10 protein-coding genes and 2 pseudogenes are annotated in these 18,286 nt (G+C 49.4%); 2 read left to right on the top strand and 10 right to left on the bottom strand.

The window, feature by feature from the left end; all coding sequences use genetic code 11:
• Positions 1-5: 5 nt before the first annotated feature.
• From EH206_RS20380 to EH206_RS20355, 6 genes and pseudogenes are all read right to left on the bottom strand, one after another.
• Positions 6-791, bottom strand: coding sequence for a hypothetical protein (locus EH206_RS20380; protein WP_009114668.1), 786 nt, complete (start codon positions 789-791; stop codon positions 6-8).
• Positions 788-3,859, bottom strand: coding sequence for a protein DpdH (gene dpdH, locus EH206_RS20375; protein WP_009114667.1), 3,072 nt, complete (start codon positions 3,857-3,859; stop codon positions 788-790). The genes EH206_RS20380 and dpdH overlap by 4 nt, the downstream gene beginning before the upstream one ends.
• Entirely contained in the window at positions 3,859-4,767 is a 909-nt protein-coding gene (gene dpdG / locus EH206_RS20370; RefSeq protein ID WP_009114666.1) for a protein DpdG, read from the bottom strand. The genes dpdH and dpdG overlap by 1 nt, the downstream gene beginning before the upstream one ends.
• Complete coding sequence (gene dpdF, locus EH206_RS20365; protein ID WP_009114665.1) at positions 4,751-7,315, bottom strand: protein DpdF; 2,565 nt, start codon at positions 7,313-7,315, stop codon at positions 4,751-4,753. Before dpdF ends, dpdG begins: the two co-directional genes overlap by 17 nt.
• Positions 7,312-10,479: a protein DpdE gene (gene dpdE / locus EH206_RS20360; protein ID WP_009114664.1), complete on the bottom strand. Its 3,168-nt coding sequence runs from the start codon at positions 10,477-10,479 to the stop codon at positions 7,312-7,314. Before dpdE ends, dpdF begins: the two co-directional genes overlap by 4 nt.
• Positions 10,480-11,063: 584 nt before the next feature.
• A pseudogene (locus EH206_RS20355) lies at positions 11,064-11,243 on the bottom strand (transposase); the annotation flags it as partial.
• A gap of 74 nt (positions 11,244-11,317) precedes the next feature.
• On the opposite strand from EH206_RS20355, the pseudogene EH206_RS20350 reads away from it, so the two are divergent.
• Positions 11,318-11,563 (top strand): annotated as a pseudogene (locus tag EH206_RS20350) (ATP-binding protein); the annotation flags it as partial.
• A 262-nt stretch (positions 11,564-11,825) separates the two neighbouring features.
• Here EH206_RS20350 and dbpB read toward each other — a convergent pair.
• From dbpB to EH206_RS20320, 4 genes are all read right to left on the bottom strand, one after another.
• Entirely contained in the window at positions 11,826-12,953 is a 1,128-nt protein-coding gene (gene dbpB / locus EH206_RS20340) for a DGQHR domain-containing protein DpdB (RefSeq protein WP_009114663.1), read from the bottom strand.
• Positions 12,950-14,200 carry a tRNA-guanine transglycosylase DpdA gene (dpdA, locus tag EH206_RS20335; RefSeq protein WP_009114662.1) on the bottom strand — a complete coding sequence of 417 codons (1,251 nt, stop codon included), beginning with the start codon at positions 14,198-14,200 and terminating at the stop codon, positions 12,950-12,952. The genes dbpB and dpdA overlap by 4 nt, the downstream gene beginning before the upstream one ends.
• Before the next feature lie 72 nt (positions 14,201-14,272).
• Positions 14,273-15,229: a hypothetical protein gene (locus tag EH206_RS20330; RefSeq protein WP_009114661.1), complete on the bottom strand. Its 957-nt coding sequence runs from the start codon at positions 15,227-15,229 to the stop codon at positions 14,273-14,275.
• 1,459 nt (positions 15,230-16,688) lie between these two features.
• Positions 16,689-17,552, bottom strand: a complete 864-nt coding sequence (locus tag EH206_RS20320; RefSeq protein ID WP_009114660.1) for a phage integrase N-terminal domain-containing protein — start codon at positions 17,550-17,552, stop codon at positions 16,689-16,691.
• 308 nt (positions 17,553-17,860) lie between these two features.
• Between EH206_RS20320 and EH206_RS20315 the strand changes: the two genes are divergently transcribed.
• A complete protein-coding gene (locus EH206_RS20315) occupies positions 17,861-18,103 on the top strand; it encodes a hypothetical protein (protein ID WP_136163964.1) in 243 nt (80 codons plus the stop codon).
• Positions 18,104-18,286 lie beyond the last annotated feature (183 nt).

Genomic DNA, 18,286 nt, shown 5'->3' with positions numbered 1-18,286 from the left:
ACTCCTTACAGGCGCTTAATACAATAGCGCGTCGGGTCATCTTCGTTAGCCAACCAACTGAGCACATTGGGCGTTAGCATATTGAGCGAAGCACCTTGCCCGGCCACAGCTTTGAGGAAGAGATTGACTTCTTCCGGCACATCCAAGTTGAGCGCCTCGCGCTGCACGCAGAGTTGCTCATGCAGTGCAATCACCGCCTCAAATTCCTCACGATTTTTTGGCAATATACGGCAACTGTTGGTGAACCGAGCAGCCAAGTCGCTATAGTTCTGTTGTACTTTTCTTTGTTCTTGCTGATGCGCCAAAGTGCTGAACAGCTTCTGATCCACTTCCCACTGCGCTTTTAACGTGCGGGTATAATGGCGCCAGGCAGTGCTGGTGTGATTACTGAGTTCACTGGCTAAGCGATCAATTTCTTGGATTAGCAGAGCTAATTCCTGAGCTTGAGCAACATCGTATGTATACGCCTCGTACTGCTGAAGAAAGGCCGCCAGCGAGGCCTGTGGATGGCCAAATGTCTCGCGGTCAAACAAGCCAACAATAGGTTCACCACTCTTACTATCGCAGACTTCTCGCAACAGCAAATAGCTGGTGAGGATCTGCGCCAGTTTTTTCGCGGGCACATCGATTTTTCGCGCCACCTGCAGCAGACTGTCACGTATATCCTGAGCTTTTTCCAGTTGCTGATGGCGCTCAAGCTGCATTTTGAATTCGCTGCTGCGCCGTGCAAAAACGCTGATCTCTTCCGGCGCGCTGGCTGTTACCGCTTCACTGATGCTTGCTTCACTCATGCTAAGTTCTTCTCCAGTTGCGTTAACTGCTCAGTTAGCTTGGTCAGGGTCTGCGCGATCTCGTTTTCGGCACCTTCAATCTGCTCGCCTCCCTCATCGTGGTGACGCTGCTGCAGATAGTTGCCGGTGGCGTCTTCAAACTTGCTCCAGGCCTCCAGCAGCAGCCGAAATGCCTCATACTGCTTGCCGTTGACGGCGAGGATTTCTCTCATCAGCACCTGAGGGTTATCGGCAGGTAGCGTCAGTTTCTCCAGCTGTCTGATCAGGTTTTTGAGCTCAGGCTCTTTCCAGCCCTTCAACAGTTTCAGCAGAACTGGTACTGTTTCATCCGCCGGGCGCACCGCGTCCGAGCTGTTCGCCAGTTCGATGATCTCCCTCATCGTGTCGCAGATATTTACCGTTGCCAGAGTGGCGGTGTTGCTGTCACTCAGGCGTTCAGTAATGCCCTCCTGAGTCTTTAGTAGCAACGTACGGTAGCCACTTAGTTTGTTTTTGACTTCGTGGATCTTGCCTGGTTGTTTCCCGGCGACGATTTGCTGGCTCTTGGCGGCTTCCACCAACATTAATCCGTTGATGGCATAAGGTTGACCACGGTTTTTTTTTGCCGCAGTGAGCGCGATTAAGCGCTCACGCAGTTTCTGATGGTCATTGATCACGGCGGCTCGTGCCTGGGTTAAGAACTCATCCAGCAGTGGATGACTATTGTCTGCGGGATGCTGTTCGGTTAAAAGAGCCTGCACCAGAGTGGTCGAGACTGGAGACGATAATCCATCCTGACCGAGAAATGCACCACTTAACTGTAGGTCTTTGACAATACTGAAAAGCTCCTCGCGTTCTTCATGCAATACGTTGAGTTTGAACTCGGATTCAATGCCATCAAAAAAGCTATGGTAGGCCGCATAGTCTATTTCACTGCCATCGTAGGCCCAACTCTGGTAGTAGTCGAAACGCACCATTGCTAGGCAGGCGCTGTATAACTCGGGCGTATCTTCTATTTCGATAAGTGGACGGGACTGTTTAGTCACCAGTACTCGTGGCAGGCGGACCCGCCCTACTATTGTTGCTGAGCTGGCCGTGAGTGAAATATCCAATAACTCGGTTGACCAGTCGATTCGCGAAAACAAAGTTTCAAGGATTAACTTACGTAGCTGAAGGGCTTTTTTCTGTTCGAGATTTCCACCCTGATTCCATTTTTCCAGCGTCGCTTTCCAGTTAACAATTACTTGATCTTCTGAATTGTTATCTTCTTCAATCTCAACTACGTCACTTACTTCATGTTTGTCGTTATCATCATCAACTGTATTACCGCCCTGATCGTTACTCAGCAATGCCGCTGCATGCGATAGACCGAACTCTCTACAAATGTCGGAATTTAGCCCTGTCAGACTTGCACTATTACCGCCCCATACCGCCAGAAGCGAATTGACTCGTTCAGGCTGGCTAATACCCTCCACACGCACGCGCAACTGCAGTTCCTGGTTGCAAACAATGCTTTCATACTTTGACGGCGGAAACTTTCCGTTCAGGTAACTCTGGCGGTAGTACTTCAGCGGCTCGCGCAGGATCTCACGAAGAATATTGCGCGGAATATAAACCAGCCCTTGATCTTTGACTCTGCAGTGGCGTTCAACCAACTGCCCAATAGCTGCCGGATTAAACGGAAACAGCGGATGCCCATAACTGCTGCAACCAAAACTGGCCAGCACGGGCGCAGCAGATTCATTTTCCAGTATTTCCTGATCCTGCCATACCGGGATATCTCGATAGCGCTGACCGTCCTGCTGGTGGTGATATTTTTCCAGCGCAACAGCCCCATGTCGGGCGGCGTTAAGATAGCGACCACAGAAGTCGACAACGCGTTTTTTCAGTGCGGCATCGCTTTCGGTGGCGTGCTGCTGCTGGATCACCCATTCATAGCGGGCACGGGTGCCCAACGTATTGCGGTGGCGTTTAAAGCTGTCGTGGCCCTCGGTCACTGCAATAATCGAATGCAGGGTACACAATACCCTTTTGCCTTCGTACTCTTCTTCTTCCAGCAGGCAGTCGATCAGCACATCCTCAATCGCTGAGGTGGCAGCCAGATCTTCCACCAGCAGGATCAGGCTCCGACCTTCTGCCAAGAGCTGACTGCGGATCATACGCATCAGCTCCTGGAAGCTGGCCCGGTTAAAGCTGAACAGTTCTCCGAAGGTGTCTCCCAGTGCCTGTGGGATCACCTCGTTGACAACCCGAGCAGCTGATTGTTTTTTTTCATCACTAGTAAGTAACTGCTGATTGACCAGATAAGGCAGCACTGCCGGTGAAACCTGCCTGAGGTTCAGGCTGCTAAAGGTGAAGTCCTCTGCAGACATCTCATAGCGCAGGTTGGCAATGCTGTCGTTGTCAGCACCCTGGCAGAAACGCAGCGCTATATTGTTCAGGCAGGCGTCAGGTGCGGTGAAATATTGGGTCATCACGCTGTCAAAAAACAGCGCGGGAAGACAGGTTGATGCGGCGTGTTGCTGGATATCTTTCAACTGCTGTCTTCTGCTTTCGTCCAGCTGAATTTTTCCCATCTGTGCCCGCTGAAGCTCCTCCGGGACGGCTGCGAATGCAGCGTTCAGCGCCTGTCGCAGTTTGAGAGCGATATGTTCAGCAACGTTTTCAGGGATCAGTTGCTGCCCGACCCCATTAACCTTCTCGCGGATCCTCTGATACTCTTTACCCTCAAGACCGTCAAGGATGGTGGTGAGTACACGCGGCAGCGAAGCATTTTTCGGAATGCGGATGATGTGGTAGCTCGCGCGATCTTCCCGGCGTTTGAGCTGTGCATGGACCCAGCGCACCAGGTGGGATTTCCCCACGCCAGAGGCACCAATCAACGGCAGTGGGCGATTGTGATCCAGCAGAAAGTCCAGCAATGCGCTCTCTCGGACCTGTGTGACCTTCCCACTATGGAATTCGATGCGATCGAGGCGCATCGGTTCATGCACCGCCAGCAACTGACTGTCAGCCAGAGATTCAGCTTCGGTCAGGATGCAGGCGGTAACATTCTCTACGTCAGGCCAGTAGCTCTGTAATTGTGGCATCAGTAGGCTCCCGTCCGTGTCAAGGTGAGGTGGGTTACAGTACGCAACACACTGCCTTTTATTCCTGTTAACTGCATTGCGCCACTGGCGTCAGCCTTCTCATCCATATTGATTATCCCAGATAGCTGAAGCCGTAGCAGTGCACGCGACAGCGATGTCGACAGGCGATCTGCGCTAAGCGGTTGCCACCCCTTCCGGCTGATGCGCTCTTCGACTTGTTGGCGATAGCTACCGCCGTCCAGCACCGGTAACGCTCGATTAAGACGTTGTAGCACTTCAGCGATAGACAGTTGTTCACCGAGTTGCATCAGAAACGGCAGCTCTTCACGGATAGCATTAGTGGGGTCGATAGCATAGCTTTCGCGGGTGATCTGCTGAACAAAGCCCAGCCAACTGAGATATGCAGGAACCACTGGCGCTTCGTTAGAGCTGTTGATACGAAAATCAGGCAGTAAATGATTTACCAACTGCTCCAAATTGCGCTTACTGATCTCGGGGTTGTGATAGACATCTAGCGCCAGCAACAATGCAGCCAGAAGGGTGAGATCGACGGCACGCTCATCGCGTGAGTTCAAGTCTCGGTTGTTCTCCACGGCCTGCAAGCAACGGCGTGCGGCCTGGCGCAGGGGCATATCTTTTGTGCTGAAATAGCTCGTATTGAAGCTGATTTCAGTCGTGTTGCTACCGGGTTCTTCCTTTAGTAATCCTAAGTCTAACCACGCATTTAGTTCTTTTGGCGCTTTCCCGCTCGCATTTTCTGAATCGCCGGTTTGCAACGCTGCCGGTGCGCAGAGCGCCATCAATTTTTCACGCGGTAACGTGTTTTTTGGGCTGACTTTCAGCACCTGATAAAATGCGACCAACACGGCATACTGACTGCCGCCGTGGGCGTTATTGATAATCGACACAGTCTAGTTTCCTTTGAAGTTGTTCGAGGGTGATCCAATTGTGATTATCGAGGTGAACGTAGTACGCCCCGCGGGAGTGACAGGGATCAGGCATATCATGGGGGATAAGCGTCAGTTGCAGCGGGGCCGGGCTGAACGGCGGCAGGTAGCCATTGCGACACGTCTCTGCCGCCGGCAACACCAGTTCTGCCAGATCACCCATGACATCATTATCCGCTACTGATTCGCCGCTTTCTGGCAACTCTTCACTCAGCAGGGTAAGGCGTTCACCAAGGGGAATAGCGGAGAACACACTGTACAGCAGCTCACTTTCTGCCCTGACTCGCTGGATAATGCCGGCTCGATGCAACTGCACCAGCAGCGTCGCAACGGTCTGATACCAGCCCTCAAGTTCCCACTCATCGCCGATCACCGGTTTGTAAGTAATGAAGCAACTTGAGTACGGCAGGCCGCTCAGCGCCTGCCAGCGGCCCAACGCATGCTGCGCCGCCGATGCTGTCGGGTTCAGCAACAACGGCGGCGGGATCAAATAGTCGCTGTTAAGCATCTGACGATCGCGACAGGCAGGACAGCCGCCACAAGCATGGCCTGGGATAAATTCTGTCAGGGAGTAGAGATCCACCAGCGTCTCGCACAGTGGCCTTCGCAGTGGCGCCTGAAGCCAGTTGATTAGCGCATTATGGTTAGCCGTTGCTGCTTCAAGCGTCTTTTCACGGGAGGGGATAATGCGTGTTTTCCACAGTTCTTCTCCGGTATGGTTACTGATCATGATGCGTACCACCAGCGAGCTCTCGTTCTGTCGGATGATTTGCTCTTTTGCCGATTCATAGCGTCTGACATCAGCAAACAAATTTTTATCTGGTGGGTTTTGCAGTTCGGTATCCAGTTCCAGCACGCCTGCTCGCACCATCATGAGGACTGTACGTAGGTTCCAAAATTTATTTTTTTTGCTACGAAAATTAAGGCCGTTACGGATCCTCTCTATATCAATACGATACAGATTGTCGCCCAAAGATTCGGCCCTGCTCCATAGCTTTTTCCAGCGTTCCAGCCCCAACTCAAGACCAATCAACTTTTGTGAGGACAGGTATTCTGCCTGGCTGATGTCCTGATGACTGTAAATCAGCAGTGAGGTACAGGCATAGCCATCGCGACCGCCACGCCCCACTTCCTGATAGAAACGATCCATGTTTTCCGGCACGGTAGCGTGGATCACTGTACGCACGTCGTTTTTATCCATGCCTACGCCGAATGCCGATGTAGCAATCATGATATCCAGCTGATTCTTATCCCATTTTCTGAGCAGACTCTGGCGTGTATCATCCGGTGTATCACCGGTAAATGTTGCAAAACGTTGGTACCCCTGCAAACGAAGCAACTGCGCCCACTCTTCTGCCTCTCTCGGTTGCGTCACATAGAGGATCAGTGGGCGCGGCGCATGCGCCAGCGACTGCAGTACTTTATCCCGTTTGTCGCTAGGGTTTGTCGCCTGATAACACCAGTAAGAAGGTTCCGGGCGAAGATGGTTGGCGTGAACTTCCGTCATCTGCTGGTCGAAAGTGTCGCGCAGGGTTTTGCGGCTGGCTTCAGTAATGGTGGCGCTCATTAACAGTGTGGAGCACGCTGGATGATGCGCTGCACGGCTGATGCGTTTCAGACCACGGATCAATCCGCCGAGTTGCTGGAAGTGTGGACGAAAGCCATTACCCCAAGTAGCGACAATATGCGCTTCATCAACAATGACATGACGCAAGCCCCCCTGTTTTGCGGCTTCAAACAATGCGAACTGCAGTGAACTACAGGTCGCTTCGGGAGAGGTGACAATTAGTCGCTGCTCACCTGCGCGGACACGCGCGTACGTATCGTATTTATCCTGTACCGGTAAACCGCTATACCAGGCGGTGACTGATTCTGGTTTATTCCCTGCTTCAGTCAGCAACTCCCCGAAACGGCTAGCTAACTCCATCACCAACGCAGTTGTCGGGGCAATTAGCAGGCATAATGCTCCTTGCGGCGGAGCCGTTAACATCAGCGCCTGCGCCACCAGTGTCTTCCCAGTGCCGGTGGGCAAATTCACCAGCAGTGTACTGCCTGGCGGAGCAAACAGGGCCCGGCGTACCGCATCACGCTGTCCCGGTGCCTGATAGTGGGTATAGTTGTCCTGTCTGAAGTAACGACGCAGGACATAGTCCATAGGTATACGGGTGTCCTGACGGCATAATTGCTGCTCGTCACAGGCAAGAAAAGGCATGTTGCCCTGTTCAAGCCACTGCGGACTCCATGCAGACCCAACTCTCAGCAGAAAGCTCTGCCTTATCCGATGACAACGGATCCCGCAAGCCTCCCACTCCTCCTGTTCTGGCCAACCGGCGTGGCTGTCATCCGGGACGGTCAGTTCGTTATCGCTGTGGTGGGCATATTTTTCTCGGCATAGCCAGTCACGAATCAACGCCCGGCGATCGAGTCGCCCGGCGGATGTTTCGGGCAGCAGACACTCTCTCAGCGCTGAGCAAACCCCTAAGTGATCAATCAGTTGTGCCAGCTTCATCCGATTTGTGGGTCCTTGTGAAGTAGGGCTTCTGACGCGATAATTAACGCGCGCGTCGCCAGGCAGGTCATCTTCAACTGTGCAATGCCCTGGCGCAGTATCTGCCCGGTCTCCTGCTGGTCAGCGTGGTGCAGCGCGGCGCTGCTCAGATAATGTTCCAGACGGCTTAAGCTGAGAGCCTGTTGCGTGGCGAACTGTTCCACCGCCAGTCGTTGGGCAATGCTATAGCTATCGTTACACCAGTTGCGCCACTCTTTGGCGCTTAAACAGTGGGCAATCTGCGCCCAGCGCTGCTCATTCAGGTTAAGGTGGCGTCCGCCGCGCTTCAGCGGGGAATAGGGCTCATTCAATATAGTCATCACGTCTGCATCGGTGATCAGCTCGCCGGCTTGGTTCAGCCAAAAGGTAATGGTTTCCGGCGGCATCAGATGGTCGGCCAGGCGCTGCTGCGCCGGGGTGTTGACGTTGGCTTCAATCAGGAAATCGTAGCGGAAAAATATTTTTTGCTCATCGCCCATGCCGGGTGTGATGCGCAGAACTGCGCTGGCAATGCCGCGCTCTTCAAAATCCAGCAGTCGCAGGATAGCATCATGGAAAGGTTCGCCAAGGCGCGCCGGGCGGATTTTGCCCTGGGTGGTATCTGCGCGGTTGTAGCTCAGTGGCCAGGTCATAGGCGAACTTCCGCCAGGTTTGTTTAGATCAAAGCCTAGCAGGCAGTGTTTTTGTAAGCGCTGCGGGCTGACTAAGGTGCCCGTCGCCCAGTCCCCCGGGTTGAAGCGGTAGCGGAAAGCCGCCGGGATTTCTTCATCTGGGATAAAATCGAAGCGCAACACTTTACCCATCAGATTACGAGCGCAGCGGCGGAATTCCTCTTCATGCTCATCGATCTCCGCCAGTGCATCGGCGTACTCTCTGGCTTCGATGATATCGCCATCGATTTGCAGCAGGACTTCCTGCATTTCGATTCGCTGTTTTTCTAATGCCAGGCGGCCATTTTCACCAGCCAGACGCACGCTGAGTTGCATCATGCTCTCTTCACCCAGCGGGTAAAGATGGGCGCTAAGCCACTGTAACTCCTCATCAACCAGGTATTGCAGGCTGGCAATCGACTCCTCAAAGACGTCGAAAACCTCGTTAAGGATGATAAGCCACTGGTTTTGCAGATCGTCAGCCTCACTAACCAGCGCCATACTGAGGATGGTGGTCGCATTCTCATTCGCGCAGTAACGGTTTAGTCGTCCAAGGCGCTGTTCCATACGGTTAGGCGACAGTAACAGGTCGTAATGCAGTGCAATTTTGCGCCCACCATGCAGATTAACCCCTTCTTCAGCCTGGCGATCGCACACTAGGATCTGGCATTTACGTTCGTTACCAAAACGCACTTCTTTATCGGGGTTATGGCGCTGTATTTTGCCAATGAATGGCATCATCAGGTCGGTAAATACCTGGTCGGCTACCCATGGCTGGTCACAGAACACCACAATATATGGGATCTCTCTGGCGTTACTACCCAGAAGTGTTTCCAATACTTCAATTAAGCGCTGACGTTTGCTATCACGCTCCATTTTACAGCGGTCTATCAGCTCAAGCAGGATATCCTTCTCGCCATCAAACAGCGGATGCTGCAACAGCGCAAGCTGTGATTCGCTGTAGAGGAAGCCCTGCGCGGCACTTAGCGTCTGTTGCTGTAAGCGACAAGTTGCGAGCCGAGCCAGCAGTTCTGGCGTAGCGATAGCGGCTTCAAACAGTAACTGATAAATTGCAGCCAGCGTCGGGTCCTGTGGATGCATCATTACTGCCGATTCGCGCCAGGCGATCATCATGTCGTTGCTAGATTTCGCCGTGGTGTATTTTTTTAGCGACAGGCCGGACAAACCAGGCATCAGGACGCTGATACCGCGGTTGCTGCGGCGGTTGCGCAGCAGGCGATGATGCAGACGGTAACGGTTACCGATGTAATGGCGGATTTTATTGATCAGCAGGTCGCGCGTCTCAGTCCGCAGCGGTTGCATCATGTCTAAATGGGGAAGCAATTGTGTAGCCATCCCATTCAGTATCTCATCCTCAGGAAATAGTCTGATCAACGCTTCCAGATTCTCTTCCAGCGTCATGTTATCGTTATCACAGTTAAACGCGTAGAACAGTGCACCTATCTCTTCGCGTTGCTGGATACGCTGCTGAAATTTCTGCAAGCCAGTGTCAGTCAGCGGGTAATTTTTAGCATCCAGCAGATGCAACATGGCGAGGAAGTTCTTTTCATTGCCAGTTATGGGTGTCGCCGATAGCAGCAATAGTTTTTCGCTTTGCTGCGCCATGTGGTTCACGCTGGCATACTGCTGCTCATGCTCTGCGTCCCATGCCAAGGCACCGACCTGATGTGCTTCGTCAATCACCAACATATCGGGGCGAAACGGCAGGGGGTTCTCCGCGCAAAAGGCAGCCATATCAATAATATGGATCGACTCATTCAGCAGTTCCTCCAGGTGAAAACGTGCGGAAAGTTCCTGCTGCCACTGGCGGTGTAGAACCCTGGGCGCCACGATCACCACGCAGTGGGTGAACTGATTTTCCATGACGTGTTGGCGCACGATCAGCCCGGCTTCGATGGTTTTTCCGAGGCCGACTTCATCCGCCAGCAGATAGCGCTGGATGGGATCAGATAACACCCGACGTGCGACGGCCAACTGGTATGGTTCAAGTTCAATACTGGACGACAGCGCAGAGGTGATCCCGGCGCAGGCGTTGCGCTGTTTCAGCATCTGATGCTGATAAGCCAGGCGGGCATCCTGCCAGAAGGGAGTATAGGTAATGCGCTCGGCCAGAAGGGCGGCGGCATCGCTGATGGGACGATCCCACCGAACAAAGATGTCATTTAAGCTGATGTCTTCCTGCTGCTTATTAGGAAAATGCAGGCGCACACCGCCCGGAACAGCACCAATAACACGCGCAATCTGCCAGTGGGCAAGTTCGTAGTCGTAACGATATACCAGACTTTCCGCATAGAGTTCGGCTTTTTTAAGATATTTTATTTCGACAGTTTGCTCTATACCTTGATAATTTACTGGAGAGTCAAAATACTGAATAAGCGCATCATCATGATTAATGCGAATGAGTCTGCCAATTCCATAAGGCGAGTAAACGAGATCGCCTGCTTCAAGGGGCATATATCCATCCATAAGTTTTAGCTATTCGTAACGGAATTTTTTAACTTATTGAAATTATTTATTTATTTTTTAAGGAAGTGAAAAGTATAACGCTATTAACTATAAGGATAATGTCATACATTGCTGCCCTTCCTGATAACTGTCAAGAAAGTTAATCATTTGTTGTTAATTTTTAGATATAGATATAACAGAGGGAGCTAAAACTGTGTTTTGCTTCTTTGTTTATCAAAAGGGGGTTTAATGGTTTTTAACTATTTTCGAGAATCAAGTAGGGGGCGGACTTACTCCCACCGTCCTCTCTCACCACCATACGTACGGTTCCGTATACGGCGGTTCATTTACAACGCTGGAACTGTTTGTGCAACTCCAGCAGCGATAACAGTCCTGCACGCTCAAAGGCTTTCTTCGGCAGTGTTTGATTCATATGACTTACCCCCCACTTTCCACCAGTGCCCGCGTTGGTTCGTCGCCGATATCCATGCCCTTTCCTCATTCAGATCGCCTTTCATTAGCATTCTTGCCCATTTGTACGGCTTTTTCCAATGCCGCCACATCAGGTAACGCAGTTTGCGACTTACTCAGCCGTCCAGTTCTTCCATGCACTTGATATCAGAGCATTCCATACAACCGTATTTGGCTTTCCAATTGTAGTAACTGGTTTCCGACCCACCGTTTTCGCGGCACACATCCTTCACATGTCGGGCACCTTCAACTTCTTTCAGGACCCGCAAGATCTGAGATTCGGTGAAACGCGCTTTCTTCATGATGAGCCTCCGTTGGTTGTATTTTAACCAGGGAACTCCATTAAGCGGTAAGACTAAATTTAGGGGGACTACAGGACGACTGGGGACTGGACAAGTTATCGGCGCGCCAATCATCGGATCTGCTGGAAGTAATGGAAGATCGCTACGGCGAAGGCAGCACGGTGATCGTCAGCCAATTACCGGTCAGCGAGTGGTACAAAATGATCAGTAATCCGACGGTAGCCGACGCCCTGATGGATCGGCTAATGCACAATGGACATCGGATAGAACTGAAGGGTGAATCGATGAGAAAACTGGCGCAAACCGATCACATAGGGTAGAAAAGAAGAGAGAAAAAGCGCGCGGGAAAAGAGCGATCGGAATCACCGAAATCAATGGTCGGAATCACCGTAATACGCAAGTACTTCATCTTTGCTTTAGCCAGCGCTAAGCATCAGGCCCTGTACGCAGTAACGGCCTGGCGGAGAGATTTGATTTATCCTGCCGGTAAAGGAGTTGGATCGATGCTTAATGCGTTTATCGCGCACGCACTTCAGACCACCGCTGTTACCTCATAAAAAAGGGGCGTAGCCCCTTTTTAACCTAGATATTCGCATTCACGGTGCGAGTATAATTGCTGACTAGATAATTGGTTACTAACGCTATATCCTTCGACAGGTTCTGCAATTCATTCCATTTACGGGTGATGCGCTGCCCGTCGATATCTGTGCCGAAGTCCCAGACGCCACTACTCCAGGCGCAAAGCGGTTTAATAATATTTAGTTCATCTACAAAACGTTTCATCGGAGGGATTTCGCTCCAGCCAGGTTCGCCGGTATACTCCTGATGAACCTGGTCGATTTCGTCCATCAGGCTGCCCAACGCCATTATACCTACACCATGCAGCAGACGGGAGTAGCGTGGCTTTTTATCCCAGTCATTAGTAAAGACAATCTCAACTGCAGACCAGAAGTTATTCAACAACTTCACCATTTTCGCCTCATCCCCCAGTCCAGTGGCAGGGTCACGAAAGCGGTAAAGCGCTCCTTCTCGCAGACTAGCATCTATCATTTTGATCATTGAATTATCAGCGATGACACCATCTGGATTGGTTGCCATTTTGATACGGCCAGCAAGTGGGCTTTCACCAAAGTTAAGACGCTGAGTCAGCAGGGAAGGGAATTTTCGTACCTGTAAATCTGAAGGCAGACGACCATGAGTGTGTGGTGCCAGTTCATACAGCAACGTTTTTGGTAGCGGTTTAGTAGAGTTAACCAGCATAAACTGCTCACGTTGCTCTTCAGCGTCGTTAGCAATAAAAGCCGAAACGGGCATCATAAACGATTCGATATCCGCGTCGCGCAAAGCTGCTGTGCGTTGTTGCCCATCAACAATAAAACCAGGTTTTTCGTAATCTTCCTCTTCGGAATAAGGGATCACTAAGTGCCCCATATCACCACCCGCAGTCATCGACTCAAAACGGACGCGCTTATCAAAAGCGATAATGACCGGGTTAGGTATCATGGGGTTGGAACTTTCAATATAGCGTTGGATCTCCCGAATATGATTGCGAACTTCTGGGCGCTGATATCCAACTAAGCTTTCTTCACCACGACGGATTCGCGAAATCGCAGCAATTTTACTAATATCTTTACCCTCAATCGCGAGACTGTACAACTGCCTTTCCTCCCCTTGTCTGATACGCAAGGCAGGAACACGATACTCACTCATGATAATTCCTCTGAGCGTGATGACAATGTGCGCTGTAAACGACTGTACAGCACCTGAATGTTGTGAAAACCACGACGCCGGTTACGTTCAGCACCGCGAAAAATAATGACATTTATACCAATTGCTTTACAGATATTACATTGGCATTGCTTCCAAGGACGATCGCTTAGCGTCCGCATGTAGTCAACACGGATTTTCTCTGCTTCTTTCTCTCCGGCATGCAGTCGCTCGTATGCCAAAATCGCATCAAGCGTTTGTGATAGTGACATCGCCCCTTTGTCGTATTCGAAGAGAGCATGCATCGCATTTTTCTCTAAATTACGTGCCAGATCCTGATCAACTAGGCCGGATTTGATTTTGCGACTTAGGCTCGGGTTAGCATCAAACTGCGGAACGCGAACAGCAGTGTAGGCGGGACCATCAGGCGTGTGATAGTTGTTTTTACGATCCTTAAACGCCTGCTGAAGCGGTGTAGTAGAATCGATGCTAGTGACACCCAACCTGATAAAATCAGCAAAACTCTCCGGACGCGCAATGCCAAGCAGGTGTACCTGCGTATCGCTCTTCAATAGCGGCTTGATTTCTTCCAGCGTTTCCAGGATCTGTGCCGTTTTTAGGGGAACCATACCCCCCATGGTGATATTTTTATACCCCATGGCCAGCAGTGCTTTAACAGACTGCCGATAAGAATGCTTACTCCAACCATGAGCGACACCAAAGGGCTGAAAACAACTTCTTTTTGCTTTCGTCAGAAAGTCCTGAGCCAAAGTCAAGGTGATATCCTGGCGACGGCAGCATTCAGCCAGAACATCACCGCTAAAAAATTCACCAGGTTTTTCATATCCAAAGACAATATGATCTAGTGAGACACCGTAGTTAAAGCGGGATGTCTCGTAAAACTCGATGACTTCTTCGACACGGTAAGGTGGCACTTCCTGATTGACGTAAGTAAATGCACCGCAGTCACCCATCGTCTCCATTCTATCCGGCAATCGAAAAAAGTGCTTCATACCATTACGGAAATAACGTAATCGCTGAGCGCGTGTATATTTACTTTCACCGCCACCAAGGCCATCAACTACTGCTTTTGAAACCAGCATCCCATCGTAAGGATGGGGAAAAACTTCGTGTGGATAATGGTCATCACGCTGGCGTACGCGATGCTCATTGCGCGTTTCACGTACGAAGTCGAAACTTGGATCGATAAAATCCTGACTATCAGGGAAAAAGTATTTTAGCTTCGACAACCTGCTCTCCTGCGACGCCTCTGCATAGCCTCAAAAAAAGCGAGATTCTACCACAAAACTCTAGCCTAGACATTAGGCATTGCTAGCAGTAACAGCCTGAAACAAAGTGCGAAAACGTTTCTCTTCAAAACTGTTGCCTGAATCACGAAAAGCACGCAATGCCTTCGTTGCGCTGATTCCTGGTTGTTGCTGTAAAAGGTCAAAAATATATTTTTTCACTTCATCAGGATTACGCTTTATCCCTTGAATCACTTTACGCTCTGGCAAGAAATTAAATTCCCGCGACAATTCTTGAGAAAGAATACTTAAATCATCTCGCTGATAGGATGTAAAATATCTTATAACATGCTGAGCTAGTTTTATATTAAGCATCAACATATTGCAATTCAACCACTCGGCTATACGATTATCACTTTTTAAGAGATACTCTTTCAATCTAAAATTTATTTTTTTTGATGTGATAATTAAAAGCTGTTTGTGCGACACATCCAAGTATTCCAGACCATTAATAATATCAAGCTCAATAGCATTAATATAATCAGGAGACCCACAAATAATAAAATACTCCTGTGGTTTCTTTTTCATCAATTCCGTTATCGATGTCGGATGATCAGATTTGAAAGCAGATCTTTCGGTAATTTCTTTCCACCATGTCCTATGAAAGGCCTTCCCAGAATAATCCTTTGAATACAAGGGGATGGACTCTTGATAACCTGTAGCAAATGTCGCCTGATAAGGCACAACCTTGTCTTTACTATGTAGAAGACCAAGCCCTGCAGAGAGAACCCATAAATCAATAGGATATTTTTTATATATGGCTTTCGCAGTTGCCCAATGTCCACCTTTGTAAAGATCTTCAACATAAATGGATGCTGATTTTGAAAGCGCTTCTTTTGAGGCGCTACACCAAGAATGAATAAGTACATTCGAAAATGTTTTTCCAGACGAATAGTCACTTAAATTCAGTGAATTATAGCTATCACCATGTTTTCCATTCGTGCATGTAGTTATCAGATTGATATGGTTCACAACCTACCCTCAAAAAATTCTTCGTAGCAAAGCTACCGCAGAAAAGGGGTCGTTGCAAGAAACGCATTCTTCATCCCTGAAAAAACTTTCAGGGATGGGCTATCAATGATGAACGTATTCGAAATACTCATCCCGCACATTCACACAGTGAGGACATCTCCTCAACAATCCCTTCTCCTCTAGTTGCAGGCAAAAGCTTCTACACTCATCAAGAAAATGTTGACTATATGGATAATTTACATTTGAAATCAATGCCCTAGCTAGAGTATCGTAGCTAAATCCTCCTGTAGAGCGTGATATAATAGCCATAGCTACCTGCGTATCGAAAGATTGCATGATGTACCCCATGATGGTCAGCATATATGATTTATAAAAAATTATTGAAACTTTTGCAAGCATCCTTTTTTACTTTTGGGCTTTATGTTTTGCTTTCTTTTAGGAATATTATTTATATAAGTCTATAAGAAATTTTTTACTCATCGAAAAATTTAGAAAGCAAACGACCATTTTATACTGCATATTGTCCTCTCAGCATCAACATCTACTATTCTGAATACAAAAAACAATTCGAAAAATCCTAAGGACTTACACTATTCGCATCCAGAAAATCAACCCGCCACCACAATCCAGCAACAAGTTTTCTTTCGCAGCAACCGCAATATCTGTTACCCCAAGTGATCAATCAAACCTCAAACTTTTGGGTTCAACCAAGATACCTTTCGTAAAGATCCTCCGCGATGCACAAATTGCCTTGAAATATATTAACAAGCTAACCACTAGAAATAAATAACGTGGATACTATTGAGATTGCTTGCCATGGATTGCCACGCTTTGGGGACAGTCCAACTATAGGTCAGAAGTGTTCACGATCCTAAGGCAGTCCAGTAAAGGTGTTTTAAATTTTTCGCTAATGGGATTAAAATACTATAAAAATTATCACTTTTAGTCAAATAAATTTTCCGATGAGAATGTCATGAAAATTAAATTGAATGAAAACCACTAAAAATTTTACTCGTCAATTAATATGGAGATATCTTGAATATAGTTGGATTGGAAAAAACTTGATGGAAAATTATTTTAATAAGATTTTTAAATTTGGTTGTAACGCAAAGTGTTATAAACTCATAGCAGTCAAAAATCAGGCTATTCAGATCTCACTCTTATTTATTATTATCTGATAAGCTTTTTATTGACTTTTATTAGAAGAACAATCTCTGAGGTACCTAATGAACTTATCTTGATGCAAGATGAGTGAATATTATTAGATCGCTTAATAAATAAATTATCAACGGACTGCCAGAAAACCGTCACAATTACGCCATCTTATTGAGGGTAAAAATACTCCTCCCGGTAATAAAGTGATTTGACGAGGGGCATGGTTGATTTAATGCTACTCAGGATGAGTATGGAATAGCCAAAAAATAGTTTTGAGTAATTGCCAGACTGACGATATGCCTTCTTACCGCCCCAAATACACAGCCGTGATCTGAGTACGCTCATGCCCCAGCTCTCGGCTTATGGTCTGGCGTGCGTTCGCATCCTGGGTACGCTCCGAGGATGATAGCATGTGGCTAGACTTGCCACCTGCCGCCGGAGCTGGCCATCCCGTCAATGCCTGATATCGGGCCTGGGCGTAATGATGTCGCAGTCCATGCATATGACCCAGCCCTGCCGCTTTACATTGACCGTCATAAACATGGCGCTGCTGTATATAGGTTTTATATGCTGGTATCAGCGAACCCGCGCCAGCCAATCTATGCGACTGATCGAGCACGTCTCGTTGCTCAGCAGTGATTATAGGTATCGTTCGTTCACGCCCGCCCTTGGTCCATGTTCTCTTGAGAACGAGACAATCCCCACGGTCAGCATAGCCGGGTCGGAACTTGATGGACTCCTCGCGGCGCAGACCAAAGGCCTTTTGCAAAAGCAGGCTCATGCGTACATAGGGATCATTCACTTTATCCAAACTATCACCTAAGTCACACGCCTTGTTCTCGCTGGCGACAAATCGCCGCTCAGGGATACCCAGTTGCGTATTATCTGCTGGGATAACACCGGCCTTGCCGACCTTCTCGGCCCACCATCGCAAATGCGCCAGGCGATTTTTGAGGGTGCCTGCTGATAATCCTTCGCCCTGCCAACGCTCCAGTAATACCGCGACATGCTTACCCTTAAGCGATGTTGCCCGCATCTGCCTAAATCCCGCCTCGCGTAGCTGGCGGCTGACCAGGGTCAGTGACCGCATCCGATCGGCTTGCGTCGCATGGCTGCCATCGCGATTTCGCTGGCAAAGCTGTCGCAGCGTATAGGTGAGATCATCCATCGATATCTCCTGTTTAACCGAGTATTTTTTGTCCTGAGCTAAAAAAGGTGAGTGTTATTGCCAACTCGCTAAAGCGAGATCCCCGAAGGGCATGGGCCAGGTGCTCAGATCACCTGTTACCTCGAATGAGGCCGCCGTCCCGCTTCCTGTGGGAAGACCAGACGGTGTTTACCGCAAGGAATAGCGATACAAACAATTTGGATAATGACCTCCTATGAAGTGATGAGAATAAGATGGGCGGTTACGCCAGATAGACATTTATAACGTCGAACTGAAACGACAAAAGAAGCGCAGGTAGGCGCGATGTGATGATGGCTGGGTATATCAATCCAGGGATAAGTCAGGCTTCCCCATGGGTAGGGACGGCGCGCAAAGTTGAGCCGAAACACGCCAGGGATGGGCAACCGGGTGGGTACGGCATCGGTGAAGTGGCAACTTCAGCCGATGTGGCGCTTATTGCCCTGCGCCAAGTATCCCGGCATCTAAACCTGCCGGTGGGTTATGGTTATGCCAGCATGTCAGGGCATCATCATGTGCGCAGCATGAAATAGGATACGGCGCCAACCCGCATTGTTGCTGCAATTATCAGGGCCGTCACTGCGGCGTGCAGTGACGGCCCATGGCGTCGCATCGGAGCCGTGCAAAGCGAAAAGGATCAGCGGCAGGAATGCGCATTACCCCGTCTGTTGCACTGACGCGGCCTTCGGCCTTGTCGGCTACCTGCGCAGGACGAC

The organism is Brenneria nigrifluens DSM 30175 = ATCC 13028 (assembly GCF_005484965.1).
In the GTDB taxonomy this organism is placed as follows: domain Bacteria; phylum Pseudomonadota; class Gammaproteobacteria; order Enterobacterales; family Enterobacteriaceae; genus Brenneria; species Brenneria nigrifluens.
Note: the sequence above shows the minus strand (reverse complement) of the source record. Positions and strands in the feature narration are given on the sequence as shown.